Origin of the sequence: Arthrobacter sp. MPF02, from assembly GCF_046605375.1 — a bacterium.
GTDB lineage: Bacteria > Actinomycetota > Actinomycetes > Actinomycetales > Micrococcaceae > Arthrobacter.
The window spans coordinates 2,012,666-2,037,830 of sequence record NZ_CP176772.1; the positions used below are offsets into that span (position 1 = coordinate 2,012,666).

Annotated in this window: 24 protein-coding genes; 1 reads left to right on the plus strand and 23 read right to left on the minus strand. The window is 66.5% G+C overall.

Translation table 11 applies throughout. The features are described from left to right. Positions 1–25: 25 nt before the first annotated feature. The 12 genes from metK to pyrR form a co-directional block, all read right to left on the minus strand. On the minus strand, positions 26–1,261 hold the full coding sequence (gene metK, locus ACLH0K_RS09460) for a methionine adenosyltransferase (RefSeq protein WP_411373383.1): 1,236 nt from the start codon (positions 1,259–1,261) through the stop codon (positions 26–28). 105 nt (positions 1,262–1,366) lie between these two features. Then, the gene (coaBC, locus tag ACLH0K_RS09465; protein ID WP_411373384.1) at positions 1,367–2,605 is read right to left on the minus strand and encodes a bifunctional phosphopantothenoylcysteine decarboxylase/phosphopantothenate--cysteine ligase CoaBC; all 1,239 of its coding nucleotides are present in this window, start codon (positions 2,603–2,605) and stop codon (positions 1,367–1,369) included. Positions 2,606–2,641: 36 nt separating this feature from the next. Next, a complete protein-coding gene (gene rpoZ, locus ACLH0K_RS09470) occupies positions 2,642–2,902 on the minus strand; it encodes a DNA-directed RNA polymerase subunit omega (protein ID WP_003800778.1) in 261 nt (86 codons plus the stop codon). A gap of 15 nt (positions 2,903–2,917) precedes the next feature. Further along, a complete protein-coding gene (gmk, locus tag ACLH0K_RS09475) occupies positions 2,918–3,511 on the minus strand; it encodes a guanylate kinase (RefSeq protein ID WP_411373385.1) in 594 nt (197 codons plus the stop codon). 45 nt (positions 3,512–3,556) lie between these two features. Continuing rightward, positions 3,557–3,874, minus strand: a complete 318-nt coding sequence (gene mihF / locus ACLH0K_RS09480) for an integration host factor, actinobacterial type (protein WP_411373386.1) — start codon at positions 3,872–3,874, stop codon at positions 3,557–3,559. Between the two features lie 111 nt (positions 3,875–3,985). Then, positions 3,986–4,846 (minus strand): orotidine-5'-phosphate decarboxylase, encoded by an 861-nt coding sequence (gene pyrF / locus ACLH0K_RS09485; RefSeq protein WP_411373387.1) that lies wholly within the window; start codon positions 4,844–4,846, stop codon positions 3,986–3,988. Then, positions 4,839–8,171, minus strand: a complete 3,333-nt coding sequence (carB, locus tag ACLH0K_RS09490) for a carbamoyl-phosphate synthase large subunit (protein WP_411373388.1) — start codon at positions 8,169–8,171, stop codon at positions 4,839–4,841. The genes pyrF and carB overlap by 8 nt, the downstream gene beginning before the upstream one ends. Beyond that, positions 8,171–9,433, minus strand: a complete 1,263-nt coding sequence (gene carA / locus ACLH0K_RS09495; RefSeq protein WP_411373389.1) for a glutamine-hydrolyzing carbamoyl-phosphate synthase small subunit — start codon at positions 9,431–9,433, stop codon at positions 8,171–8,173. The genes carB and carA overlap by 1 nt, the downstream gene beginning before the upstream one ends. 64 nt (positions 9,434–9,497) lie before the next feature. Further along, positions 9,498–10,019 carry a hypothetical protein gene (locus tag ACLH0K_RS09500; protein WP_411373390.1) on the minus strand — a complete coding sequence of 174 codons (522 nt, stop codon included), beginning with the start codon at positions 10,017–10,019 and terminating at the stop codon, positions 9,498–9,500. Then, positions 10,019–11,356, minus strand: coding sequence for a dihydroorotase (locus ACLH0K_RS09505; RefSeq protein WP_411373391.1), 1,338 nt, complete (start codon positions 11,354–11,356; stop codon positions 10,019–10,021). The genes ACLH0K_RS09500 and ACLH0K_RS09505 overlap by 1 nt, the downstream gene beginning before the upstream one ends. Then, positions 11,356–12,384 carry an aspartate carbamoyltransferase catalytic subunit gene (locus ACLH0K_RS09510; protein WP_411373392.1) on the minus strand — a complete coding sequence of 343 codons (1,029 nt, stop codon included), beginning with the start codon at positions 12,382–12,384 and terminating at the stop codon, positions 11,356–11,358. The genes ACLH0K_RS09505 and ACLH0K_RS09510 overlap by 1 nt, the downstream gene beginning before the upstream one ends. After that, positions 12,381–12,968: a bifunctional pyr operon transcriptional regulator/uracil phosphoribosyltransferase PyrR gene (gene pyrR / locus ACLH0K_RS09515; RefSeq protein WP_411373393.1), complete on the minus strand. Its 588-nt coding sequence runs from the start codon at positions 12,966–12,968 to the stop codon at positions 12,381–12,383. Before pyrR ends, ACLH0K_RS09510 begins: the two co-directional genes overlap by 4 nt. 176 nt (positions 12,969–13,144) lie before the next feature. Here pyrR and ACLH0K_RS09520 point away from each other — a divergent pair, with 176 nt between their 5' ends. Beyond that, on the plus strand, positions 13,145–14,422 hold the full coding sequence (locus tag ACLH0K_RS09520) for a PrsW family intramembrane metalloprotease (RefSeq protein ID WP_411373394.1): 1,278 nt from the start codon (positions 13,145–13,147) through the stop codon (positions 14,420–14,422). A 65-nt stretch (positions 14,423–14,487) separates the two neighbouring features. On the opposite strand, the gene nusB is transcribed toward ACLH0K_RS09520, so the two are convergent. From nusB to ACLH0K_RS09575, 11 genes are all read right to left on the minus strand, one after another. Then, positions 14,488–14,898 (minus strand): transcription antitermination factor NusB, encoded by a 411-nt coding sequence (gene nusB / locus ACLH0K_RS09525; RefSeq protein ID WP_411373395.1) that lies wholly within the window; start codon positions 14,896–14,898, stop codon positions 14,488–14,490. Beyond that, positions 14,898–15,461 carry an elongation factor P gene (efp, locus tag ACLH0K_RS09530; protein ID WP_050054941.1) on the minus strand — a complete coding sequence of 188 codons (564 nt, stop codon included), beginning with the start codon at positions 15,459–15,461 and terminating at the stop codon, positions 14,898–14,900. Before efp ends, nusB begins: the two co-directional genes overlap by 1 nt. Positions 15,462–15,646: 185 nt before the next feature. Beyond that, positions 15,647–16,165 (minus strand): tetratricopeptide repeat protein, encoded by a 519-nt coding sequence (locus ACLH0K_RS09535; protein ID WP_411373396.1) that lies wholly within the window; start codon positions 16,163–16,165, stop codon positions 15,647–15,649. Further along, on the minus strand, positions 16,165–17,256 hold the full coding sequence (gene aroB / locus ACLH0K_RS09540; RefSeq protein WP_411373397.1) for a 3-dehydroquinate synthase: 1,092 nt from the start codon (positions 17,254–17,256) through the stop codon (positions 16,165–16,167). The genes ACLH0K_RS09535 and aroB overlap by 1 nt, the downstream gene beginning before the upstream one ends. Continuing rightward, positions 17,253–17,762: a shikimate kinase gene (locus ACLH0K_RS09545; protein WP_411376450.1), complete on the minus strand. Its 510-nt coding sequence runs from the start codon at positions 17,760–17,762 to the stop codon at positions 17,253–17,255. Before ACLH0K_RS09545 ends, aroB begins: the two co-directional genes overlap by 4 nt. A gap of 56 nt (positions 17,763–17,818) precedes the next feature. After that, positions 17,819–19,018, minus strand: a complete 1,200-nt coding sequence (aroC, locus tag ACLH0K_RS09550) for a chorismate synthase (RefSeq protein ID WP_411373398.1) — start codon at positions 19,016–19,018, stop codon at positions 17,819–17,821. A 26-nt stretch (positions 19,019–19,044) separates the two neighbouring features. Continuing rightward, a complete protein-coding gene (locus ACLH0K_RS09555) occupies positions 19,045–19,905 on the minus strand; it encodes a shikimate dehydrogenase (protein ID WP_411373399.1) in 861 nt (286 codons plus the stop codon). Further along, a complete protein-coding gene (gene mltG, locus ACLH0K_RS09560; protein WP_411373400.1) occupies positions 19,902–21,536 on the minus strand; it encodes an endolytic transglycosylase MltG in 1,635 nt (544 codons plus the stop codon). The genes ACLH0K_RS09555 and mltG overlap by 4 nt, the downstream gene beginning before the upstream one ends. Further along, complete coding sequence (ruvX, locus tag ACLH0K_RS09565) at positions 21,533–22,132, minus strand: Holliday junction resolvase RuvX (RefSeq protein ID WP_411373401.1); 600 nt, start codon at positions 22,130–22,132, stop codon at positions 21,533–21,535. Before ruvX ends, mltG begins: the two co-directional genes overlap by 4 nt. 7 nt (positions 22,133–22,139) lie before the next feature. Next, the gene (alaS, locus tag ACLH0K_RS09570; RefSeq protein ID WP_411373402.1) at positions 22,140–24,818 is read right to left on the minus strand and encodes an alanine--tRNA ligase; all 2,679 of its coding nucleotides are present in this window, start codon (positions 24,816–24,818) and stop codon (positions 22,140–22,142) included. A gap of 110 nt (positions 24,819–24,928) precedes the next feature. Then, positions 24,929–25,159 carry a DUF6167 family protein gene (locus ACLH0K_RS09575; RefSeq protein ID WP_411373403.1) on the minus strand — a complete coding sequence of 77 codons (231 nt, stop codon included), beginning with the start codon at positions 25,157–25,159 and terminating at the stop codon, positions 24,929–24,931. Positions 25,160–25,165: the final 6 nt, after the last annotated feature.

Sequence of the window (25,165 nt, forward strand, 5' to 3'; positions counted from 1 at the left end):
CCGGGCCGTCCTGCCCGGCGCGTGGCTAGGCGTTGAAGAATGCCTTCAGTTCGTCCACCCGGTCCAGGCGCTCCCAGGTGAAATCCGGCTCATCGCGGCCGAAGTGGCCATGCGCCGCCGTCTTGGCGTAGATGGGCCGCTTCAGGTCCAGGGCGTCGATGATGGCACGCGGCCGGAGGTCGAAGATTTCCGCGATGGCCGCACTGATGCGGGCAGGATCCACAGTTTCGGTACCGAAGGTTTCCACGTAGGTGCCTACCGGACGCGCCTGCCCAATGGCGTAGGCGATCTGGATTTCGGCGCGCTTGGCCAGGCCGGCAGCCACCACGTTCTTGGCAACCCAGCGCATGGCGTAGGCGGCGGAGCGGTCCACCTTGGACGGATCCTTGCCGGAGAAGGCGCCGCCGCCGTGCCGTGCCATGCCGCCGTAGGTGTCGACGATGATCTTACGTCCGGTCAGGCCCGCGTCACCCACTGGTCCGCCGATGACGAACTCACCGGCGGGGTTGAGGATGTTCGAGACCCGCGAGACATCCAGGTTGGCTCCGGCGAGGACCGGGTCGATGACGACGGCGGCCAGGTCTGCCCGGAGCCGGTCCAGGCTGGCGCCCTCGGCGTGCTGGCTGGAAATCACCACGGTTTCGACCGAGACCGGGAGGTCCTTGTCGTAGCCGACGGTGACCTGGGTCTTTCCGTCGGGACGAAGGTACGGCAGCTCGCCGGACTTGCGGACTTCCGTCAGCCGCTCGGACAGGCGGTGCGCCAGCCAAATGGGCGTGGGCATGTACGAGGGGGTCTCATCGCTGGCGTAGCCGAACATCAGGCCCTGGTCGCCGGCGCCCTGGAGGTCGTAGTCGTCCTCCTGGCGTCCCTCACGGGCCTCAAGGGAGTTGAACACGCCGCCGGCGATGTCGTTGGACTGCTGTCCGATGGACACTGAGACACCGCAGCGTGCGCCATCGAATCCGTTGGCGGAGGAGTCGTACCCGATGCCCAGGATGGTCTCGCGGACGATCTGGGGAATTTCCACGTACGCGTCGGTGGTGACTTCGCCGGCCACGTGCACCAGCCCGGTGGTGGCCATGGTTTCGACAGCTACCCGCGATTCCGGGTCAGCAGCGAGCAGGGCGTCAAGGATGGCGTCGCTGATCTGGTCGCAAATCTTGTCGGGATGGCCTTCGGTGACCGACTCGGACGTAAAGAGCCGCAGTGCGGAGGGCGTGGCCCCGGAAGTCTGGGGAAGGTGCAGGGGTAAAGTCACTTATCTACCTTACTGGTTTGGATCCGTGCAGCCGGCAGGAGACGTCCACAGATGTCCCCGTACTACGCGGACGCGGCCTGGATCACCAGGCACGGGGAAACAGGTTCAGTTCAGCGCAACATGGTTCAGTTCATAGCCGATCCGGCTGATGATCGCGGCAGAGACCTCGGCTTTGGTACCGGCCGCCTCCTGCGGCTCGGAACCGGAGCGCGAAAGGATGACCACCGAGTTGGTGTCCTGCCCGAACACCTTGTCCGAACCGACGTGGTTGACCACCAGCAAGTCGCAGCCCTTGCGCTGGAGCTTCGCCTCCGCATAGGCCAGGACATCGCCCTGGCTGTCTCCGGTCTCCGCCGCGAACCCGACAATGAGCCGGTGCTGACCTGCCGGCCCTGCCGCATTCCGGACGTCCACCAGTTCCTGCAGGATGTCCGGGTTGCGGACCAGCGTGATAACCGGGTCTGCGCTGTCATCGCGCTTTTTGATCTTGGTGTCCGAGACAACCGCCGGACGGAAATCGGCCACTGCGGCGGACATGATGAAGACATCGGAGTCGCCGGCTGCGGCCAGCGCAGCCTCCCGCAGCTGCAGGGCCGTCTCCACGGGCACCACCTCGACGCCGGGCGGCGGCGGTACGTCCATGTGGGCCGCCAGCAGCCGCACAGTGGCCCCGGCGTTCCGGGCGGCGACGGCGAGGGCAACCCCCTGTTTGCCGGATGAACGGTTTCCGAGGAAACGGACCGGGTCCAGGGGCTCTCGGGTGCCGCCGGCGCTGATGGTGACGGTCCGGCCGGCCAGCGGCATCTGGAAGTCCGTCTGTCCCTGCATCAGGGCCAGGGCGGCGTCGAAGATGGCCTCCGGCTCCGGAAGCCTGCCCGGGCCGGAGTCAGCCCCGGTGAGCCTGCCTGTAGCCGGCTCCAGGACTGCGGCGCCGCGGCTTCGCAGGGTTTCGACATTTGCCTGGGTGGCAGGGTGCTGCCACATCTCGGTGTGCATGGCGGGCGCGAAGAGCACCGGTCCGTGGGCCATCAGGAGCGTGTTGGTGAGGAGGTCATCGGCCTGGCCGGTAGCTGCACGGGCCAGGAGGTCCGCGGTGGCCGGGGCGATCACCACAAGGTCTGCCTCGTGGCCCAGCCTGACGTGGTTGACCTGGTGGACGCCGTCGAAGACGCTGTTGCTGACCGGGTTGCCGGACAGGGCCTCCCACGTGGCCGTGCCGACGAACCGCGTGGCGGCCTCGGTGGGGATAACGGTCACATTGTGGCCGGCTTCAGTAAAAAGCCGGAGGAGCGATGCCACCTTGTAGGCGGCTATCCCTCCCCCGACTCCGAGGACTATGCGCACGTGGCCTCCGTCAACAGCAACCGGTTCAGCGGCAGGTTACTCTGCGGCTTCGATCGGCGTGGAAACCAGCTTGCCTTCGTTGATCTCGCGCAGGGCGATGGAAAGCGACTTCTCGTTCAGCTTGGTGTCGACCAGCGGACCGACATACTCGAAGAGGCCCTCGTGCAGCTGGGCGTAGTAAGCGTTGATCTGACGAGCACGCTTGGCACCGAAGATCACCAGGCCGTACTTGGAGTCTGCTGCCTCAAGCAGCGAATCGATCGGCGGGTTGATGATGCCTTCAAGGTTCGTGGACACGAATTCTCCAAATTCCTAACGGGCTGACGGTTCCGGCAGGTGCGGGTGCGGGGTCAGCCCCATGAGTGAAACAAGCTCGTCCGCTGCCCGGCGGACGTCATCGTTGATGACGGTGTGGTCGAACTCCGGTTCAGCAGCAAGTTCCAGTTTAGCGGTTTCCAGGCGCCGCTGCTGTTCCTCGGGCGTTTCGGTGCCCCGGCCCACCAGACGGCGGACCATTTCGTCCCAGCTGGGCGGGGCCAGGAAGACGAACTGGGCGTTGGGAACGGCCGCTTTGACCTGCCGCGCACCCTGCAGGTCGATCTCCAGGAGCACCGAGCGGCCCTCGGCGATGGCGCGGTTTACGGTGCTCTTCAGCGTTCCGTAGGTGTTCTGTCCGTGCACCACTGCCCACTCCAGGAGCTCACCGTCGGCAATGAGCTGCTCGAACTCCTCCTTGGACTTGAAGAAGTAGTGGACCCCGTCAACTTCGCCGGGCCGGGGAGCCCTGGTGGTGGCCGAGACGGAGAGCCAGACCTCGGGATAGTTGTCGCGGATGTAGGTGGACACGGTGCCCTTGCCAACAGCCGTCGGACCTGCGAGGACTGTCAGTCCCGGTTTCTTGCTCACGTATTCCTTTGCCGGAGTTCGGGGATGGGGGGGTGCTGACCCGCCCTAATGCTCGTCAATAAAATTTACCAGCGCCTGGCGCTGGTGCACGCCGAGGCCCCGGACCCTGCGCGACGTCGCGATGCCCAGCTGCGCCATGATGGCCGCTGCCCGCACCTTGCCGATGCCCGGCAGCGCTTCCAGGAGTTCCGATACCCGCATACGCGCGAGGGCATCGTCTTCCATAGCGGAGTTGATGATGTCAGCTGCCGACCGTTGGCCGTTTTTCAGGCTTTCCTTTGCAGCCGCCCGGGTGGCCCTTGCTGCGGCTGCCTTGTTCAGGGCGTCAGCCCGTTCCGACGCGGACAATGGTCGCAGGACCATGGCGGACACCCCCGGATTCGGCGGATTGCGTCCAAAGGCGGCCGCCCTTGAACCTGTCCTGAAACTACCCTCTGGTGCGGTCCGAATCAATGCATCCGGGCAATCGGAAGGCTATTCGGCCAGCAACCCGTCGCGTGTCCGGAGCGCGGCTTCACGCAGCCCGCGCACTTCCGGGCCGGCAGACAGGATGTCCCTGCTGGAGGTTCCCAGCACCTGCGGGTAGGCGGCGCCAAAGGTGGTCCGGAGGTCGGCAGGCGTGGCACCCTGCGCGCCGAGTCCGGGAGCCAAAATGGGCCCACGAACCGCGGCAAGATCAACGTTCAGGTCCGACAACGCCGTTCCCACGGTAGCCCCTACCACGAGGCCCACGGATCCGAGGCCGCCCTGGTAGCGGGCGTTTTCCGCGGCTGCTGCCCGGGCGATCCTGTTTGCCACCGAATCCGCTCCCCCGACGTGCTGGACTGAGGCGCCCTCCGGGTTGGAGGTGAGGGCCAGGACGAAGACGCCGCGGCCGGTTTCGGCGGCCAGGTCCAGCGCCGGACGCAGCGACTCGAAGCCCAGGTAGGGACTGAGCGTGACAGAGTCCGCTGCCAGCGGGGATCCGTCCCGGAGCCAGGCGTCAGCGTACGCTGCCATGGTGGAGCCGATATCGCCGCGCTTGGCATCGGCGATGGTGAGCACCGATTCGTCGCGGGCTGCCGCAAGCAGCTCTTCGAGTACGGCCATGCCGGCCGACCCGTGGCGCTCGTAAAGCGCCACCTGCGGCTTGACCGCGGCAGCGAGCGAAGCCACGGCCTCCAGGACGGTGAGGGAAAAACGCCGCAGCCCTTCGGCGCCGTCGTCCAGTCCCCAGCTCCCCAGCAGCGCCGGGTGGGGGTCTATGCCAACGCAGAGGGGCCCACGGGCCGCCATGGCGGCACCGAGCCGGGAGCCAAAGGACTCCCGGCCGGCGCCTGGTACCTGCTCAGGCATTCTGCATGGCCGCCTTCTGTGAGGCAGCTGCCTTCTGCGACTCGCCCAGGGCTGCAGCGTGCTCCTGCAGGCTGGTCACGGACCACTCGTAGGTGCGCTGTGCCTCGATGGCCTGCACCGCGGCGTTGAACTCGGCCACCGTGGTGATGCAGGGAATGCCGATGGAGGTTGCGGCGGCACGCAGTTCATAGCCGTCGCTGCGGGCTTCACCGCCGGACGGCGTGTTGAACACCATGTCGATCTGGCCGGCTACCACGAGGTCGGCGATGGTGCCTTCCCCTTCGGCGCTGCTGCCCTCGGCCACTTTGCGGACCGGGGTGGCCTGGATGCCGTTGCGGCGCAGGACATCGGCGGTGCCGCCGGTGGACACGATCTCGAACCCGAGGTCGGACAGGCGCTTGACGCCCATGATCACGGAGCGCTTGTCGCGGTTGGCAACCGACACAAAGACCTTGCCTTCGGTGGGCAGCGCATTGTTGGCGCCGGCCTGGCTCTTCGCGAAGGCGGTGTCGAAGTGCTTGTCGATGCCCATGACCTCGCCGGTGGAACGCATTTCCGGGCCGAGCAGCGAGTCCACCACCTTGCCCTGCGGGGTGCGGAAGCGGCTGAACGGCAGGACGGCTTCCTTGACAGCCACGGGAGCGTCCAGCGGCAGGGTGGACCCGTCACCGGTTTCCGGCAGCATCTTGTAGGCCGTGCGCAGCTGGTTGATGGTCACGCCGGTGCCGATCAGGGCAGCGGCCTTGGCCATCTGCACGCCTGTGGCCTTGGAAACGAACGGTACCGTCCGGGAGGCACGCGGGTTGGCTTCCAGCACGTACAGGACATCGGAGGCCAGCGCGAACTGGATGTTGATCAGGCCGCGCACGCCCACGCCTTCCGCGATGGCGCGGGTGGCGGTGCGGACGCGTTCGACGACGTTGCTCCCCAGGGTGATGGGCGGCAGGACGCATGCGGAGTCACCGGAGTGGATGCCGGCTTCCTCGATGTGCTCCATGATGCCGCCCAGGTACAGGTCGGTGCCGTCAAAGAGGGCATCGACGTCGATTTCGACGGCGTCCTCGAGGAAGCGGTCGATCAGGACCGGGTGGTCCGGGGTGATCTCCGTGGCGTTGGCGATGTAACGGGAGAGGTTTGCCTCGTCGTAGACGATTTCCATGCCGCGGCCGCCCAGGACGTAGGACGGGCGGACCAGCACGGGGTAGCCGATCTCGTCAGCGATTTTCTTGGCGTCCTCGAAGGAGACGGCCGTGCCGTTCTTCGGGGAAACCAGGCCGGCCTGGTCAAGCACCCGCGCGAACGCGCCGCGGTGTTCGGCGAGGTCGATGGCTTCCGGGGAGGTGCCCAGGATGGGAACACCGGCGTCCGCCAGCTGCTGCGCGAGCTTCAGCGGGGTCTGGCCGCCGAGCTGGACGAAGACGCCCATGACTCCGCCGGTGCGTTCCTCGGCGGCGATGACTTCCAGCACGTCCTCGAGGGTCAGCGGCTCGAAGTACAGGCGGGTGGAGATGTCGTAGTCGGTGGAGACGGTCTCCGGGTTGCAGTTGACCATCACCGTCTCGTAGCCGGCCTTGCGCAGGGCCATGGAGGCGTGGACGCACGAGTAGTCGAACTCGATGCCCTGGCCGATGCGGTTGGGGCCGGAACCCAGGATGAGGATGGACGGCTTGGAGTGCAGCTCCACCTCGTCCTCTTCGTCATAAGCGGAGTAGTGGTACGGGGTGTACGCGGCGAACTCGGCGGCGCAGGTGTCCACGGTCTTGTAGACCGGACGGATGCCCAGTGCCTGGCGGACCCCACGGACCACGGCCTCGGAGTTGTGGGTAAGGGCACCGATCTGCTCATCGGAGAAGCCGTGGCGCTTGGCGCGCTGCAGCATCTCCTTGGTCAGGGAGCCGGCCTGCCGGATCTCGCGGGAGATCTCGTTCAGCAGCTGCAGCTGGTCCAGGAACCACGGGTCGATCTTCGTGGCGTCGAACAGCTGCTCCACGGTGGCGCCGCCCAGGAGGGCGCGCTGCACCTGGTGGAGGCGCTCGGTGGTGGGGCGCTTGGCCTTTTCGATGAGCTCGGCAACCTCCCACTCGGGCACGCTGCTGAAGTCCAGCTGCGAGCCCTTCTGCTCAAGGGAGCGCAGGGCTTTCTGCAGGGCCTCCGTGAAGTTGCGGCCCATGGCCATGGCTTCGCCCACGGACTTCATGGTGGTGGTCAGCGTGTTGTCCGCAGCGGGGAACTTCTCGAACGCGAAGCGCGGGACCTTGACCACCACGTAGTCGAGGGTGGGCTCGAAGGACGCGGGAGTCTTCTGGGTGATGTCGTTGGGGATCTCATCCAGCGTGTATCCCAGCGAGAGCTTGGTGGCGATCTTGGCGATGGCGAAACCGGTGGCCTTGGACGCCAGGGCGGAGGACCGGGACACGCGGGGGTTCATTTCGATGACGACGACGCGGCCGGTGGCCGGGTCGATGGCGAACTGGATGTTGCAGCCGCCCGTGTCCACGCCCACCTCGCGGATGACGGCGATTGCGACGTCGCGCAGCTTCTGGTACTCGCGGTCCGTCAGGGTCAGCGCCGGGGCCACCGTGATCGAGTCGCCGGTGTGGACGCCCACGGGATCGAAGTTCTCGATGGAGCAGACGACAACCACGTTGTCGTTCTTGTCCCGCATCATCTCGAGCTCGTATTCCTTCCAGCCGAGGATGCTCTCTTCGAGCAGCACCTCGGTGGTGGGGCTGTACTGCAGGCCCTGGCCGACGATGCGGCGCAGGTCGTCCTCGTTGTAGGCCAGGCCGGAGCCGAGGCCGCCCATGGTGAAGGAAGGCCGCACCACCATGGGGTAGCCGAGATCCCCGGCGGCCTCGAAGGCCTCGTCCATGGTGTGGATGATGTGGCTGCGGGCCGACTCGGCGCCGCACCGCTCCACCACGCCCTTGAACTTCTCGCGGTCTTCGCCGAGCTCGATGGCGGCGATGTTCGCGCCGATCAGCTCCACGTTGTACTTCTCAAGCACGCCGTTCTTGTCCAGCGCGATGGCGGTGTTCAGCGCTGTCTGCCCGCCCAGGGTGGGCAGGACGGCGTCCGGACGTTCCTTGGCGATGATCTTCTCCACCACCTCCGGGGTGATGGGCTCGATGTAGGTGGCGTCGGCGAACTCGGGGTCCGTCATGATGGTGGCCGGATTGGAATTCACCAGGATGACCCGCAGGCCCTCGTCCTTGAGGACGCGCAGTGCCTGCGTGCCGGAGTAGTCGAACTCGGCGGCCTGGCCGATGACGATGGGTCCGGATCCGATGACCAGGACGCTCTTCAGGTCTGTTCTCTTGGGCATTACTTCTTGTCCTCAGTCTTGTTGGCGTCCTGCTGGCCGGCAGCGGCGCGGTCGATCGGATTGTGCACGGAGTCCACCGGTTCCTTGGACAGGTTGGCGGTCCGGCCGTCGCGGGTTCCCTCCATCAGTTCAATGAACCGGTCGAAGAGGTAGGCAGCGTCGTGCGGGCCCGCTGCGGCCTCGGGGTGGTACTGCACGGAGAACGCCGGGATGTCCAGGCAGGCGAGGCCTTCCACGACGTCGTCGTTCAAACTCACGTGGCTGACCTCCACCCGGCCGTACCGTGCCTCGGGTGCCTGCGTGGCGCCGTCGAGCGGTGCGTCCACGGCAAAGCCGTGGTTCTGGGAGGTGATCTCCACTTTGCCGGTGCGGCGGTCCATCACCGGCTGGTTGATGCCGCGGTGGCCGTAACGAAGCTTGTAGGTGCCGAACCCGAGGGCCCGGCCCAGGATCTGGTTGCCGAAGCAGATGCCGAAGTAGGGCAGCTTCTCGTCAAGGACGGAGCGGAGCAGCTTGACCTGCGTTTCGGCAGTGGCGGGGTCACCGGGGCCGTTGGACATGAAGACGCCGTCCGGGTTGACGGCCTTGACGTCCTCCAGGGTGGCGGTGGCCGGCAGGACGTGGACGCGGACGCCGCGTTCGGCGAACCGGACAGGGGTCATGGCCTTGATGCCGAGGTCGATCGCGGCGATGGTGAAGAGCGGTTCGCCGTCCCAGCCGTGGTCCTTCGGTTCCACCACGTAGGCCTGGTCCACACTGACTTCCTCGGCCAGCCGCGAGCCTTCCATGGGGGCGCTGGCCAGGACGGCGTCCAGGAGTTCCTTGTCCGTGGCCGTGGCGGCGTCACCGGAGAAGATGCCGGCACGCATGGTCTTGTGCTCGCGCAGGTGGCGTGTGAGGGCGCGGGTGTCCACGCCCTGGATGCCGACGATGCCCTGCTCCACGAGTTCCTCGTCCAGCGAACGCTCGGAGCGCCAGTTGGACGGCCGGCGGGCGGCGTCGCGGACGATGTAGCCGGCAACCCAGATGCGGCGGGATTCGGCGTCCTCGCTGTTCACGCCGGTGTTGCCGATGTGCGGTGCGGTCTGGACCACCAGCTGGCGGGCGTAGGAGGGGTCGGTGATGGTTTCCTGGTAGCCGGTCATGCCGGTGGCGAAGACGGCTTCGCCCAGCGCCGTTCCGGTGGCGCCGTAGCTGGTCCCGCGGAAGGTGCGGCCGTCTTCGAGGACGAGGACTGCCGGAGCGGAGGTAGTTGCTGTCACTGTATTCGCTTTCGCTGCTGGGTCTGTCGCTGCTGTCGGTTTCGCGGCTCTGGTGTCCGCTGCTTTACTGTCCACTCGTGGCACCACCTGCTGCCGGTGCCGGGGAGATGAGGTCCTGGAGCGCTGCGTACAGCGCGTCCTTGTCCGTGGCGCGGCGGGTGCGGAAGCCGGTGTCCAGCTCGTGCGCGCCGAGCATCCATGTCAGCACCAGCAGGCCGTCTTTCTCCACGAACTTGCCGGTTATGCCGCTGTCCAGCCGGACGCCGCGGAGGGAGGCCGTGGGAATGTAGACAGCCTGGGCGCCTGATCGGTCGAAGATGACCCCGTGGGGGTACACCGCCAGCGTGGAGTTGGTGCGGATGCCGAGCCCGTGCACGGCGATCCGGTCCAGCCAGTCGCCGCCGGTGGTGGTGGCAACGTACTGGCCTTCGGCAAAGGCGGCCGGCTCACCGGGCGCCGGGGGCACCGGAGGCAACGGGTCGACGTCGGACTGGCGTCGAAGCCGGTTCCGCCAGCCAATCGCGAGAAGGACGAAGACGACGGCGGCAATCGCCAGCATCGCCAGTCCGGGAAGGATTTTGTCCATCAGGCGGCGCCTGCCGGAGCGGCTGCGTACGGGAACGGGGTGTTGAGTCCTCCGTCCAGGACGGTGGGGTGCCCCTTGAAGAACGTGGCCACCACCTTGCCCGGCAGCTCGCGGCCCTTGAAGGGCGAGTTCCGTCCCATGGTGGCCATGCGGTAGGGGTCGACGGTCCAGCGCGCGGCCGGGTCCACCAGGATGACGTTGGCCGGCTCACCTGCCTCGAGCGGCCGGCCCTGGTCCTCGAGCCGGCCGATCCTGGCCGCAGCCGTGGAGGTGACGCGGGCGAAGTCGGCCCAGGTCATCATCCCGGTTTCAATCATGGTGTGCTGCACCACGGACAGTGCTGTCTCCAGGCCGGTCATGCCCATGGCTGCCTGGGCCCACTCGCATTCCTTGTGCTCGCTGGGGTGGGGCGCATGGTCCGTGCCCACGACGTCGATGGTGCCGTCCGCCAGCCCGGCGCGCAACGCCTGCACGTCGGCGTCGGTCCGCAGCGGCGGGTTCACCTTGAAGACGGGGTCGTAGCTGCGCACCAGGTCATCGGTGAGCAGGAGGTGGTGCGGCGTGACCTCGGCAGTGACGTTGATGCCGCGTTGCTTCGCCCAGCGGATGATCTCCACGGAACCGGCCGTGGACACGTGGCAGACGTGGAGGCGTGAGCCCACGTGCTGGGCGAGCAGGACATCGCGGGCGATGATGCTCTCTTCGGCGACCGCAGGCCAGCCGGTGAGGCCGAGGACTGCCGACACCTCGCCCTCGTTCATCTGGGCACCGGCGGTGAGGCGGGGCTCTTGCGCGTGCTGGGCCACGACGCCGTCGAACGCCTTGACGTACTCCAGCGCCCGGCGCATGAGGACAGGGTCGTGGACACAGATGCCGTCGTCGGAGAACATCCGGACCCTGGCGCGGGAATCCGCCATGGCGCCGAGTTCCGCCAGCTGCTCCCCCGCAAGGCCAACAGTGACTGCACCGACGGGCCGTACATCCACCCAGCCGGCGGCCCGGCCCAGGGAGTAAACCTGTTCCACCACGCCGGCGGTGTCCGCCACGGGGGTGCTGTTCGCCATGGCGTGCACGGCGGTGTAGCCGCCCAGCGCCGCTGCGCGGGTACCGGTTTCCACGGTCTCAGCGTCCTCGCGGCCGGGTTCGCGAAGGTGCGTGTGCACGTCCACCATGCCGGGAAGTGCCACCAGGCCGGCGGCGTCGATGACTGTTGCGCCCTCAGCGGAAAGGCGTGTTCCGGTTTCGGCAATGACGCCGTCCCGGATCAGGAGGTCCGCCGGTTCGCCGCCCAGGATTGAGGCGCCGCGGATCAGGTAGGTTCCGGTGTTGCCTGGCATCAGTTGCTCTCCTTGGTGGAATGGGCGGCGCCGGCCGAGGCCAGGACCGGTGCGGCGGCTGGTTCGCGGGTGTCCCCGGAGAGCAGCAGGTACAGGGCGGCCATCCGTACGGACACGCCGTTGCGGACCTGGGCCAGGACGGTGGACCGCGGCGAGTCCGCGGCCGCCGCGGAAATCTCCAGGCCGCGGTTCATCGGGCCCGGGTGCATGATGATGGTGTCCTTCAGGCCGAAACGGTCGAGGGCCTTCAGGCGGTTGTCATCAAAGCCCCAGCGGCGCGAGTATTCACGGGTGCTGGGGAAGTACGAGGCGTTCATCCGCTCGCCCTGGACCCGCAGCATCATGACCGCGTCCGCGCCCTGTGCCAGCGTTTCGTCCAGGTTGTAGCTCACCTTGCAGGGCCACTTTTCGACGCCGATGGGCAGCAGCGTGGGCGGCGCCACCAGGGTGACGTCGGCGCCGAGGGTCTGGAGGAGCCATACGTTGGACCGTGCCACGCGGGAGTGCAGGACGTCGCCGGCGATGGCGACTCGCATCCCCTTCAGGTCGGAGCCCTCGGATTCCGTCCCGGCAAGCTTCGCCCAGTGCCGGCGCATGGTGAACGCGTCCAGCAGCGCCTGGGTGGGGTGCTCGTGGGTGCCGTCGCCGGCGTTGATAACGGCGGCGTTGATCCAATCGGTCGCGGCCAGCTGGTGCGGCGCGCCGGAGGCCCAGTGCCGGATGACGACGGCGTCAGCACCCATTGCGGACAGCGTCTGGGCCGTGTCCTTGAGGGACTCCCCCTTGGACACCGAGGAGCCTTTGGCGGCGAAATTGATAACGTCCGCCGAAAGGCGCTTCGCCGCGGCCTCGAAGGAGATGCGCGTGCGGGTGGAGTCCTCGAAGAAGAGGTTGACTACGGTCCGGCCCCGCAGGGCGGGGAGCTTCTTGACCTCCCGGTCCCCCACTGCCGCCATTTCCTCGGCGGTGTCGAGGATCCTGATGGCATTCGTCCGGCTGAGGTCCTGGGTGGAGAGCAGGTGCTTCACAGGCCGCCTTCGATCACTACTTCGTTGACGGGGGTGCCGCCGGGGGGTGTGTCGGTTTCTTCGAGCCGGACCCGGACCTTCTCCGCGGATGAGGTGGGGAGGTTCTTGCCCACGTGGTCGGCGCGGATGGGGAGTTCACGGTGGCCGCGGTCAATCAGGACGGCCAGCCGGACGATGCGCGGGCGGCCAAGGTCCACCAGGGCATCCAGGGCGGCACGTATGGTGCGGCCGGAGTACAGGACGTCATCGATGAGCACCACCACCTTGTTGTCGATGCCGGTGCGCGGCAGCCTGGTGGGATAGGGCGGCCGGGTCCCCTGGCGGGAGAGGTCGTCGCGGAACATCGTCACGTCAAGCTGGCCCACGATTGCGGCAGCATCAACGGTGCTGTCGGCGGCGGCAATTTTTTCGGCAAGACGGACTGCCAGCGGGTAGCCGCGGCGCGGGATGCCCAGCAGGACCAGGTCCCGGGACCCTTTGTTGGCCTCGAGGATCTCATGGGCGATACGAGTAAGTGCCCGGTCGATGTCAGCCTGGTTCAGGACTGTCCTGGCTGGAACCGGTGCGCTGGTGACAGAAGTCAACGCTCGTCTCCCCTTTCCCCGCCTCACAGGACGGAATTAAAAAAGGATCATGTGCGGTTCCAAAATTACCACAGGGCCCTCCACGGCTTCAGCCGGAAGGACGCGGCGCTGGTCACATCTTGGCGGCCGTGGCGCGAATCCTAGGACTCCCGCCACAGCCCATCTAGGCTTTCGTTATGTCGATGCATCCGCGCCACCCCGCGTCCGGGCCGTCCGAGGATCCCTGGGAGCGGACCACTGCGCCCCTGCCCAGCGAAGCAAACCCCAGTTGGATGGGCCATGTAGAGCCCGGTAACTACCGGCCGGCGCCCGGGCACCAGGGCGGACCGGTGGGCGCAGTGGTTCCGCCGCAGGTCCAGGGAGCAGTACCAGGGTCCAGGCGATCCCGCAGCGGATTGCTGGTTTTGACTCTCGGCGGGAGTGCTCTGGCCTTCCTCAGCCTTTTCCTGGTGGTGCCGTTCCTGCTGTCCGCTACTGGAACGGCCGGGTTCCTGGTGGGTTTCGTGGCCTCCCTGCTTCCGCTTTCGGTGGTGCTCCTGGCCGTGCACATCATTGACAAGTGGGAACCCGAGCCGAAGCGGCTCCTCTACTTCGCCTTTACCTGGGGCTCAGCGGTCTCGATCGCGGTGACCCTGCTGATCCAGCCCTTCTTTGTCGTGGCGTTCCAGTTTTCCGATCAGGCGGACCTGCAGACCTACATGGCTACCGTGCAGGCGCCCATCGTTGAGGAATTCGCCAAGTCCCTGGGCCTGCTCATCCTGCTCCTGTTGGCCCGGAAACACTTCGACGGGCCGGTGGACGGCGTGGTTTTCGCGTTCACCATCGCCGGCGGTTTCGCCTTTACGGAAAACATCCTCTACTTCGGCCGGGCCATCGCAGAATCGGCGGATCCTGCCAGCAGCTTCGCCCAGGTATTCTTCCTCCGCGGGGTCATGTCCCCGTTTGCGCACGCCATTTTTACCGGCACCACGGGGCTCATCATGGGCTACGCGGCCCGCCGCTGGCACACAGGCGCTTCGGTTGCCGCCTTCCTGGTGGGGCTGCTTCCCGCCATGTTCCTGCACAACCGCTGGAACAGCATGGGCCAGGGCTTCCTGGTGGACTACATCCTGGTCCAGGTGCCCATCTTCTTCCTCGCCGTCGGCGGCATCGTCCTGCTGCGGGTCGCGGAGAAGCGGCTGACACGGCAACGGCTGCTGGAATATTCGGCAGCGGGGTGGTTCACGCCGGCCGAAGTGGAGCTGCTGGGAACCGTGGGGGGCCGCCGGACCGCTTTGAAGTGGGCTGCCGGCTACGGCAGGAGGCAGCATATGAAGGAGTTCCTCAAGGCCGCCACGCAACTGGCGAACACCCGCCAGCGCATCCTGAGCGGCCGCGACGTATCGCTGCACCAGGCGGAGGAACGGCAGCAGTTGCAGCGGATTCTGGCGTTGCGGGCCGCAGTGACCGGTTGACCCGCCAACGCAAAGAAGGACACGCGCCGCGGCGCGTGTCCTTCTCTGTCGACTGATTCCGGCAGCTAGGCGAGCAACGACGGCTTCAGCTGCTGCAGGCGGCCCAGGAGTCCATTGATGAACTGGGGGGATTCGTCCGTGGAAAGCGTCTTGGCCAGGGCCACTGCTTCGCTCACGGCAACGCCATCCGGGACGTCGTCGTTGTACAGCAGCTCCCAGGTGCCGATCCGCAGGATGATCCTGTCCACGGACGGCATGCGTTCGAGGCTCCAGCCCTGGGAGTAGGTTTCCAGGAACTCATCGATCGCGGCTTGCCTGGAGAGCACGCCCTCAACAATATCCACGGTGTAGGGGTTAACGATCTGGTCAGTCTTTTCCCGGCGGGCCCGGAGGACGTCGAAGGGCGGGATGGAGCGTTGCTCGGCCTCGAAAAGAATGTCCAAAGCCCTGTTGCGGGCTTTACCGCGTGCGCTCACTACTCGGTGACCCGGCCCAGGTAGCTGCCGTCGCGGGTGTCCACCTTGACCTTGGTGTTGTTCTCAATGAACAGCGGGACCTGGATTTCGTAGCCGGTCTCCAGGGTGGCAGGCTTCGTGCCGGCGGAGGAGCGGTCACCCTGCAGGCCCGGCTCCGTGTAAGTGATTTCCAGCACGACGCTCGGCGGCAGTTCGATGTACAGCGGGGTGCCCTCATGAATGGCGATATTGACCATCTGGTTCTCGAGCATGAAGTTGGTTGCGTCGCCCACGGTGGCGCCGGAAACCGTGATCTGGTCGTAGTCGGAGGTGTCCATGAATACGAAGTCCGCGCCGTCCTGGTACAGGTACTGGTAGTCGCGGCGGTCCACGGTAGCGGTCTCGATCTTGAGGCCGGCGTTGAACGTCTTGTCCACAACCTTGCCGGACATCACGTTGCGCATCTTGGTCCGTACGAAGGCGCCGCCCTTGCCCGGCTTGACGTGCTGGAACTCGATGATGTTCCAGAGCTGGCCCTCAAGCTTCAGGACCGTTCCGTTCTTGATGTCGTTAGTGGTTGCCACTGGTTTCCTTTGGTTTCTCTGTCTGCTGGATGGTCAGACGTTCTATGCCGGCCGGAATGCCATACGGCGTACCGGCGCGTGTTTGTCAAAAATCACGGGGTATGGGAAAAAATCCAAGAACCATTCTACCGGCAAATGCCGGGCCGGTTTCCGGCGGATGCAGACGGCGGCTGCGTCCGCCGCTTTCAGCAGGCCAGTTCCAGGACGTCGCGGGCCCGCTGCAGTGCCACGGTTGAGGAGTAGATCAGGGCAGCGTCTGCGGATTCCGCAACCCGCAGGTCGAGGGCGCGGGCAAAGGATTCCACTGCGGCGGATGTCTGGCCTGCGGTGTATTGGGTCTTGCCCAGAAACTGCAGCACCAGGGCTTCACCGGGCGTCCCCTGGACTTCGGCCAGAAGCTGGCGGAAGAGTTCCACTGCACGGTCCAGCCGGTTCGAGACCCTAAGCACCTCGGCCTCGAAGGCGCGCAACCGGAACGATTCCGGGTCCTTGAAGCGCGCTTCAGCCAGCAGCTCGGCAGCTTCTGTGGCGTGGCCCTCCACCAGCAGGACAAAGATATGGTCCGCCGGATCGGTGGACGCCGCGAGGGCTTCCCGGCAGGCTTCCCCGTTCACAATTTCCGGCAGCAGCGTTTCCGGGTTGATGCGGATCCCGGGGAATCCGGCTTCCGGCCAGTCTGCTGTTCCCGTTACGTCGCCCTGCATCAGAAAGCAATCTCCTGGTAGGCGGCGAAGAGGAGGGAGGTGTCCGGCACATCCAGGATCCCGGGCTTGGCCACGCCGTCCAGCACCACGAAGCGCAGGAGGTCGCCACGGGACTTCTTGTCGCGGCGCATGCCGTCCAGCAGGCCCTGCCAGCGGTCCTTGCGGTAGGTGACCGGGAGTCCCAGGGATTCCAGGATGGTGCGGTGCCGGTCGGCGTCGGCGTCGCTGAGGCGTCCCACGCTGCGCGCGAGTTCAGCTGCGAACATCATTCCCACGGAGACCGCTGCCCCGTGGCGCCAGGAGTAGCGCTCCACCAGTTCGATGGCATGCCCCAGGGTGTGGCCGTAGTTGAGGATCTCGCGGAGTCCGGATTCCTTCAGGTCTTCGGACACCACCTTCGCCTTGACGGCAATGGCCCTTTCAATGAGTTCCCGGACTGCCTCCGAGCGGGGATCGGACACAGCGTCAGTGTCCTTTTCCACGAGGTCCAGGATGGCGGGGTCGGCGATGAACCCGCATTTGATGACCTCGGCCATTCCGGAGATGATCTCGTTCCTGGGCAGCGTGTCCAGGGTGTCCAGGTCAGCCAGTACTGCCGCAGGCGGGTGGAAGGCGCCCACCAGGTTCTTGCCTTCGGCGGTGTTGATACCGGTCTTTCCGCCCACGGCGGCGTCCACCATGCCGAGCAGGCTGGTGGGCATGTGGATGACCTTGACGCCGCGGAGCCAGGTGGCTGCCACGAAGCCGGCGAGGTCCGTTACCGCACCGCCGCCGACGGCGACAATCGCGTCGGAGCGGGTAAAGTCGTTCTGGCCCAGGACCTGCCAACAAAATGCGGCCACCTGGATGTGCTTGCCTTCTTCGGCGTCGGGGATCTCGGCCGTCAGCGCGGTGAACCCGGCAGCTGCGAGCTCGTCGCGCACCGTATCGCCGGTAAGCCGGAGGGCGCGGGGGTGGATGACCAGCACGCGCCGTACGCGCTCACCCAGCCGCCCCGGGAGGTCGCTAAGCAGGCCGCGCCCCACGACGACGTCGTAGTTGTTGGCGGCGGACCCGCCGGTGACCTTGATCACTGTTGATGAGGTATTCACTGTTCAACTTCCTGTTTGGCAGCTGCGTAGCTCCGCAGTGCTGCTTCCAGCCGTTCACCCAGCTCGGCAACCGAACCATGGCGCACGTCCAGGGTGATATCAGCCAGCCGTTCGTAGACCGGCTTCCGCTCGGCGAACACGGCCGTCCAGCGGGCCACGGCGTCCCCCACCAGCAGCGGCCGCCCTGTGTTCCGCGTAATCCGGCCCGCCACGGTCTCGGCGTCGCATTCCAGGTACACCACAGTGCAGCAGCTGATCAGCTGCTGGGTTCCGGAATCGAGCACGGCCCCGCCGCCCAGGGAGATCACGGTTGCCGTGCCCTCCGCAGCCTCCACGGCGCCGGCGACAGTCCGCACCTCAATCTCGCGGAATGCGCGCTCACCACGGTTGGCGAAGATATCGGCGATGGAACCATGCGCTTCCACGATCACGGCGTCGGTATCCACGAACGGGACGTCCAGCTGCTGGGCCAGCTGCTGTCCGATGGCGGATTTGCCGACGGCCATGGGACCGATCAGCACGATCGGCCGGCCGCCGGCGGGACCTGTGTTGCTGCCGTGCACTACTTGCCGATCGAGTCCAGGGACGCCGGAATGTTGTCCAGGTAACCCTTGATGTTCCGGACGGTCTCGGCCACAGAGTCGCCGCCGAATTTCTCGGTGACAGCCTCGGCCAGGACCAGTGCCACCATCGCTTCGGCCACGACGCCGGCCGCCGGAACCGCACACACGTCGGACCGCTGGTGATGCGCCTTGGCGGGTTCACCGGTGCTGACGTCGATGGTCTTCAAAGCGCGCGGCACCGTGGCAATGGGCTTCATGGCAGCGCGGACGCGGAGGACATCGCCGATGCTCATGCCGCCTTCGATCCCGCCGGCGCGGTTGCTGGCACGGACAATGCGGCCGTCTGCGTCGCGGACGATTTCGTCATGGGCAGCGGAACCGCGGCGGGCGGCGGTGAGGAAGCCGTCACCGACTTCCACGCCCTTGATGGCCTGGATGCCCATCAGGGCTGCGGCAAGCCGGGAATCAAGGCGCCGGTCCCAGTGCACGTAGCTGCCGAGTCCCGGTGGAAGCCCGTACGCGAGCACTTCCACCACACCGCCAAGGGTTTCACCTTCCTTGTGGGCGGCGTCCACCTCGGCAACCATCGCGTCCGACGTTTCACGGTCGAAGCAGCGCAGCGGATCGGCGTCCAGCGCGATCACATCGGCGGGTACGGGCAGCGGGCGGCCCTCGGGCACGGTCACGCTGGCGATCGAGACGGTGTGGCTGACAAGTTCAATGCCGAGGTGCTTGAGGAACTGCGCTGCCACGGTGCCCATGGCCACCCTCGTGGCGGTCTCACGGGCGCTGGCGCGTTCCAGGACGGGGCGGGCCTCGTCGAAGCCATACTTCTGCATTCCGGTGAAGTCGGCGTGGCCCGGGCGGGGACGCGTCAAGGGGGCGTTGCGCGCCTGGTCTGCAAGGAGCGCGGGGTCCACGGGATCAGCGGACATGATTTGCTCCCACTTGGGCCACTCCGTGTTGCCCACCTGGATGGCAACGGGACCGCCCTGGGTCACGCCGTGGCGGACCCCGCCAAGGATGGAGACAACGTCCTGCTCGAACTTCATTCGTGCACCGCGGCCGTAGCCGAGACGGCGGCGTGCCAGCGAGTCTGCGATGTGCCCGCTGGTGATTTCCACACCGGCGGGGACGCCTTCAATAATTCCCATCAGAGCCGGACCATGGGATTCCCCGGCAGTCAACCAACGCAACATATCTTCCATCCTGCCACGTAGGGCGGTTACAAGGCCCGTCGGGGGAGGCCGACTGAGGCGCACATCACATCTATGACGGCCGCGTCCACGTCATCTCCCCGGCGGCTGAAAAGCCGCACCTGTTCGACGGCCTGGTAGAGCAGCATCTCCAGTCCGGGCACCACCGCACCTCCGCCCGCCTGCCACACGGACGCGACCAGGCTGGGCCAGGGATCGTACGCCACGTCCAGCAGGACGCCGGGCGTAGCGGTTTTCAGGGCGGCGATTTCGGCCGCAAGACCGTCCGCCGCGCGGGGCGGGAGGGTGGAGATTACGACGTCGGCACACGCGGTCGGGTGCGCGGCCCCGGCCAGGGGACGGACATCCAGGTCAACGCCAAGGCTCCCGGCGGCAGCACGGACGTCGCCGGCGCGCGCGGTATCGCGGACGAAGACCGTGGCCTGCGACGTACCCAGTTCATGCAAAGCGGCAACGGCGGAGGCAGCTGTACCGCCGCCGCCGAGGATGACGGCCGAGGGCGCAGTTCCTGTCCCGGCGTGGCGCAGGGCGTTTACGATTCCGGTGACGTCCGTGTTCGAGCCGACGGCCCGCGGCGTACCGTGATGGTCTTCGAAGGACACGGTGTTCACCACGCCCAGCGTCCGGGCGACGCCCCGGACCTCGTCGACTTCGCGCAGCATCGCAGTTTTCAGCGGCATGGTGACGGACAGCCCCCGCCAGCCCTGCTGGTCCCGGATCTGGCGCATCACGGCCGGCAGGAGGTCCTCTGTGACGTCGATGGCGGTATAGCAGATGCCGATCCCCAGCTGCCCGTATGCCGCCAGGTGCAGCGCCGGGGACTTTGAATGGCTGATCGGATGGCCAAGGACGGCGGCCCGGAGGCTCATGCGCAGCGGCCCACGTTGGCCATGCACCAGGCGTTGTACTGCTCCACGTATACGTTGTGTTCGGCCAGTGTCCGGGAGAACTTGGTTTCCTTGGTGTCCAGGTTGATGGTCACCCAGTAGAGGTAGTCGTTGGACTTGGGCTTGGCCGCTGCGTCAATGGCGGTCTTGCCCGGCGAACCGATCGGCCCGGGCGGCAGCCCGGGGTTGGCGTAGGTGTTGTACGGATTCGACTTGTCCTGGCGCTGTTCGTCGGTGAAGTTGTAGCTCTTGGTGCCCAGGCCGTAAGTCACGGCGGAGTCCACTTGCAGGAAGCCATTGGTCTGGTCATTCGGCTTGAGCCTGTTGTAGATCGCCCCGGCCACATCCCCGTACTCGGCCTGGCCGCCTTCGGCCTGCACGATGCTGGCGACGATCACGGCCTCGTACTGCCTGGCAGGATCAGTAATCCCCTGCGAGACCAGTTCGTCGGTGGTGATCTTGACCAGCGCCTGGAGGATGTCCTTGGCCGGGGTGCCCAGCGGGAAGCGGTGCTCACCGGGGGCAAGGTAACCCTCCAGGTTCTTGGCGTTGGCCGGCAGCCCGAACTGGGACGGCTGGTTGCTGAGTGCCTGCAGGTCCTGGATGGACACTCCGGACCCTTCCGAGATGGCCTGGAGGGATTCGTTGATGCGCAGGCCTGCACTGAGGGCAAAATAGATGACCTTGGCTTTGTCCTGGCCCAGGAGGACGTCCACGGCGTCGCTGTTCTTCATCTCCGACTTGAAGACGTAGTCGCCAGGCGCCAGGACCCCGCCGGATGCGGAGAATGCCTGCAGGAAGGTGTCGGCGTTGGCCACGACGCCCTTGCTTTCGAGGTCCAGGGCAACCGACCGGGTGCCCTCCCCGTTGTCCACGGTGACCTGGACTTCGCCGGATCCCGGCCCGGGGAAGTCGCTCGGCTTGCCGCCTCCCAGGAGGGGCTTGAGGAACTGGGCACCGACTGCCACTGCCGTAACGAAAACGGCAAGCGTGAGGAACAGCGCCAGCATCCGACGCCGGCGCCGCACCTTTTTGGAGGGCCTTGCCACTACCTTCGCCTCTGACGATCCTGCGAGCAGTCCATGGTGGCTGGTGCCGTCGTGGTACCCGTCATCGTGGTACCCGTGGTGGTAGCCGTCGTCATGGACATCCTCATAGTGCACGGCATCGTGATGGACGTTGTCGTCGTAAGTCCCGTCGTGGTAGGCGGGTATGGAATTCCCGCGGTCATGGTGGCCAGGCTCGGTGTGGCGGACCTGCTCAAGGTAGTGCGTCTCCGGCGCGTGCTGATGTCCTGCCATCGCCGGCTCAACGGCGGGTGCGTGTGCGGTTTCCGGCTCGGGCTCATGCTGCTGCGGCACCGGCACGTCGTGGCCCTGTCCGGCATCTTCCGGGACCTCTTTCTGGATCGAAGGAGGTCCGGCTGGGGCAGCCGGGACAACCGGCGGTTCAGCAGGGGGCGGCGGCACATCGTGCCCTGTTTCGTACGCCTGTTCCGGAACAGTACCCTGGCTGCCTGTGTCAAGGCTCTTTTCGCGGGCCCGCAGCTCCTTGCGGGTCAGCGGCCTCGCATTCCCCTGGCCGGGAACGTCGTCAATGTTGGCAGGGCTCACTGTTGCCTTCCATTATCTGAAGATTGGGCCGTGTCCCCCGGGGTACCGGGGACAGGCTCGTCCACCTCGTCGACCCCCGGGTCCACGGACGGGGCTGGCAGTGTCACGCGTGAGCCGACATCCGCTCCCCTGGCTTTCTGCATGTCGATGGCGTGCTGAAGAATACCTGCCGCCGCGACCTGATCCACTACTTTACGGTGATTCCTGCTGCTCATGCCAGCTTCGTGCAGGCTGCGGTGCGCGGTGACACTGCTGAGCCGTTCGTCCACGAGGTTGACCGGCACGTCCAGGCCGCGTCCTGCAAGCTCGGCTGCAAGCAGCTCCGCGTAATCGGTCGCCATCCGCGCGGACGCGTGCTCCTCGCCCTTGAGCGTCCGGGGCAAGCCGACGAAGACCTGGACCGCACCGAGGTCCCCCGCCAGTCTGGCAATGACCTTGACATCGGAGTTTCTCTTGGCGTTCCGGTCCAGGGTCTTGTAGGGCGTGGCAAGGATCGAGTCGCGGTCGCAGACGGCGACGCCAACCCGGACGGTGCCCACGTCCACCCCCAGTTTCACGCCCTGGGGGTAACCGCCGGCAGCTGCAGGAGTGGCCATGGCAGGATTAGCGCCGTTCGACGGCGTCGACGACGGCTGCCAGGGCGGCGCCCACCTTGCCGGTGTCCGTTCCGCCGCCCTGCGCGACGTCGTCCTTGCCGCCACCGCCACCGCCGAGGATGCCGGCGGCGACGCGGACCAGGGCTCCGGCCTTGACCCCGGCGCCACGGGCAGCTTCGTTGGTGGCGACCAGGATGATGGGGCGGTCATTGGCTACACCGGCCACGGCCACGGTGGCTGCTGCCGACCCCATGCGGTTGCGCAGGTCCAGGGCGAGGCCGCGGAGATCCTCGGCGCCGCTAACGGTGCCGGCGTCGTGGGCGATGACGCTGACACCTGCGGCGTCCTTTGCGGTGTTGACCAGCTGGGCCGCCGCTGCTGCAAGCTGCTCCTTGCGCAGGCGGTCCAGTTCCTTTTCCGTGGCCTTCAGCTTGGCGAGGGTTGCTGCGATCCGGTCGGCCAGCTGGCCGGACGGAACTTTGAGCATCTCAGTAAGCTCCGTGACGAGGGCACGCTCTGCGGCCAGGTGCCGGAACGCATCCATTCCCACGAAGGCCTCCACGCGGCGGTTTCCCGAACCTACCGACTGCTCGCCCAGCAGCGAAAGGCTGCCGATCAGGGAGGTGTTTTCCACGTGCGTTCCACCGCACAGCTCACGCGACCAGGCGCCGTCGATCTCCACCACGCGGACTTCGCTGCCGTAGTTTTCGCCGAAGAGTGCCATGGCACCCATCGCCTTGGCCTGGGCCAGGGGCATCACGCTGGTTTCCACGGCAAAGTTGTTGCGGATGGCGAGGTTGGAAACTTCCTCGATCTCTGACCGGGTGGCAGCGCTCAGGCCTTCGCCCCAGGCGAAGTCGAAGCGCAGGTACCCGGCCTTGTTGAAGGACCCGCGCTGGGTCGCTTCGGGGCCCAGGATCTGGTGCAGCGCCGCGTGCACGATATGGGTACCCGTGTGGGCCTGCTCCGCCGCGTGCCGGCGTTCACGGTCGACGGCGGCGCGCACCAGCGAGCCGGCGCCGATCTCGCCTTCGCGGACGATCGCCTTGTGCACGCTCAGGCCCTTGAGCGGGCGCTGCACGTCGAGGACCTCGACGACAAAGCCGTCGCCGGTGATCAGGCCGGTGTCCGCGGCCTGGCCGCCCGCTTCGGCGTAAAACGGCGTTTCAGCCAGGACCAGCTCGATCTCGTCACCGGTGGAGGCCTGCTGTACCGGACGGCCGCCGGTGAGCAGTCCGCGGACCCGGGACTCGCCGTCGAGCTCTGTGTAGCCGGTGAAGACCGTCTCGCCCTGCGCCAGGATTTCCTGGAACACGGTGAGGTCGGCGTGGCCGCCCTTTTTGCCCTTGGCGTCCGCCTGGGCGCGCTGGCGCTGCTCCTGCATCAGGCTGCGGAAGGCTGCTTCATCCACCTTCAGTCCGGCTTCCTCGGCCATTTCGAGGGTTAGATCGATCGGGAAGCCGTAGGTGTCGTGCAGGGTGAACGCGTCGGCGCCGGATAGCGGCTTGTTGGCGGCCTTGGATGCCCGGACGGCGTCCTCGAGCCGGGCGGTTCCGGAGGCGATGGTCCGCAGGAAGGCCTTCTCCTCGGCGTAGGCGATGCGGCTGATGCGGGCGAAGTCAGTCTCCACCACGGGGTAGACGCCCTTCATGGCATCACGGGAGGCCGGCAGCAGTTCCGGCAGGCAGGCCTGTTCGACGCCCAGGAGCCGCATGGAACGGACTGCGCGGCGGATGAGGCGGCGAAGGACGTAGCCGCGGCCTTCGTTGGAGGGGGTGACGCCGTCGGCGATCAGCATCAGCGCCGAGCGGATGTGGTCGGCCACCACGCGCATGCGCACATCGTCTGCATGGTGGGGGTCATCGTCGGTTTCGGCAGACGTGTATTCCTTGCCCGACAGCTCGGCGGCCTTGTCGATGACCGGACGGACCTGGTCCGTCTCGTACATGTTCTCGACGCTTTGGAGGATCATGGCCAGGCGTTCCATGCCCAGGCCGGTGTCGATGTTGCGCTTGGGCAGCTCGCCCAACACATCGAAGTCTTCCTTGGAGCGGACATTGTCAATCTGGTACTGCATGAACACCAGGTTCCAGATTTCGATGTAGCGGGTCTCGTTCGCTATGGGGCCGCCCTCAACACCGTAGGCGGGTCCGCGGTCGTAGTAGATCTCGGAGCAGGGGCCGGCCGGGCCGGGCTGGCCCGTGTGCCAGTAGTTGTCCGACTTGCCCATTTTCTGGATCCGCTCCGCCGGGACGCCGGTGTTCTTCAGCCACAGTTCCTTGGCTTCGTCGTCCTCTTCGTAGACGGTCACCCACAGCAGTTCGGGCGCAAGGCCGTAGCCGCCGTCGTCAACGCTCCTGGTGAGCAGCTCCCAGGCGAACTTGATGGCGTCTTCCTTGAAGTAGTCACCGAAGGAGAAGTTGCCGCACATCTGGAAGAACGTGCCGTGCCGGGCGGTCTTGCCAACTTCCTCGATGTCGCCGGTACGGATGCACTTCTGCACGCTGGTGGCACGGGAGTAGGGCGCTTCTTCGCGGGCGGTCAGGTAGGGAATGAACGGAACCATGCCGGCCACCGTGAAAAGCAGCGAGGGGTCGCTGGAGACCAGCGATGCGGAGGGAACCGCGGTGTGGCCCTTGCTGACAAAAAAGTCCACCCAGCGCTTTGTGATCTCCTGCGACTTCATGAGCTGTTTTCTTACCCTTCTTGGTCCGCGCACCGGCGCGGATGTGTTCGTTCAGGTGGCAGGATCCGGGGAGGGTTCCTGCCGGGTTTGGTTCGGGCGGCTGCCGCAGGTCAGCGGCGCGCCGCTTCTTCCGGTTCGACGCCGAGGGCGGACCGGAGGTCCGTCTCGCGTTCGCGCATGCCGTCGCGGACGGCGTCGGCGAAGTCGTAGACGCCGTCGGCCAGCCGGCCGACGGCCCGGTTCAGGCCTTCCGGTCCGAGGTTGGACTGGGCTTCGGCGACCTTGCGGAAGGCGATGATGCCGATGGCTACGCCGATTCCCATCCAGACAAGTCGTTTCATTGTTCG

What these genes read in the sequence shown, in the direction of transcription:
- mihF (WP_411373386.1), bottom strand. Translation starts at nt 3,874, where the DNA reads ATGGTCCTGCGACCATTGTCCGCGTCGGAACGGGCTGACGCCCTGAAC.
- pyrF (WP_411373387.1), bottom strand. Translation starts at nt 4,846, where the DNA reads ATGCCTGAGCAGGTACCAGGCGCCGGCCGGGAGTCCTTTGGCTCCCGG.
- carB (WP_411373388.1), bottom strand. Translation starts at nt 8,171, where the DNA reads ATGCCCAAGAGAACAGACCTGAAGAGCGTCCTGGTCATCGGATCCGGA.
- ACLH0K_RS09500 (WP_411373390.1), bottom strand. Translation starts at nt 10,019, where the DNA reads ATGGACAAAATCCTTCCCGGACTGGCGATGCTGGCGATTGCCGCCGTC.
- ACLH0K_RS09505 (WP_411373391.1), bottom strand. Translation starts at nt 11,356, where the DNA reads ATGCCAGGCAACACCGGAACCTACCTGATCCGCGGCGCCTCAATCCTG.
- ACLH0K_RS09520 (WP_411373394.1), top strand. Translation starts at nt 13,145, where the DNA reads ATGTCGATGCATCCGCGCCACCCCGCGTCCGGGCCGTCCGAGGATCCC.
- ACLH0K_RS09535 (WP_411373396.1), bottom strand. Translation starts at nt 16,165, where the DNA reads ATGCAGGGCGACGTAACGGGAACAGCAGACTGGCCGGAAGCCGGATTC.
- ACLH0K_RS09545 (WP_411376450.1), bottom strand. Translation starts at nt 17,762, where the DNA reads ATGGCCGTCGGCAAATCCGCCATCGGACAGCAGCTGGCCCAGCAGCTG.
- aroC (WP_411373398.1), bottom strand. Translation starts at nt 19,018, where the DNA reads ATGTTGCGTTGGTTGACTGCCGGGGAATCCCATGGTCCGGCTCTGATG.
- ACLH0K_RS09555 (WP_411373399.1), bottom strand. Translation starts at nt 19,905, where the DNA reads ATGAGCCTCCGGGCCGCCGTCCTTGGCCATCCGATCAGCCATTCAAAG.
- ruvX (WP_411373401.1), bottom strand. Translation starts at nt 22,132, where the DNA reads ATGGCCACTCCTGCAGCTGCCGGCGGTTACCCCCAGGGCGTGAAACTG.
- alaS (WP_411373402.1), bottom strand. Translation starts at nt 24,818, where the DNA reads ATGAAGTCGCAGGAGATCACAAAGCGCTGGGTGGACTTTTTTGTCAGC.
- ACLH0K_RS09575 (WP_411373403.1), bottom strand. Translation starts at nt 25,159, where the DNA reads ATGAAACGACTTGTCTGGATGGGAATCGGCGTAGCCATCGGCATCATC.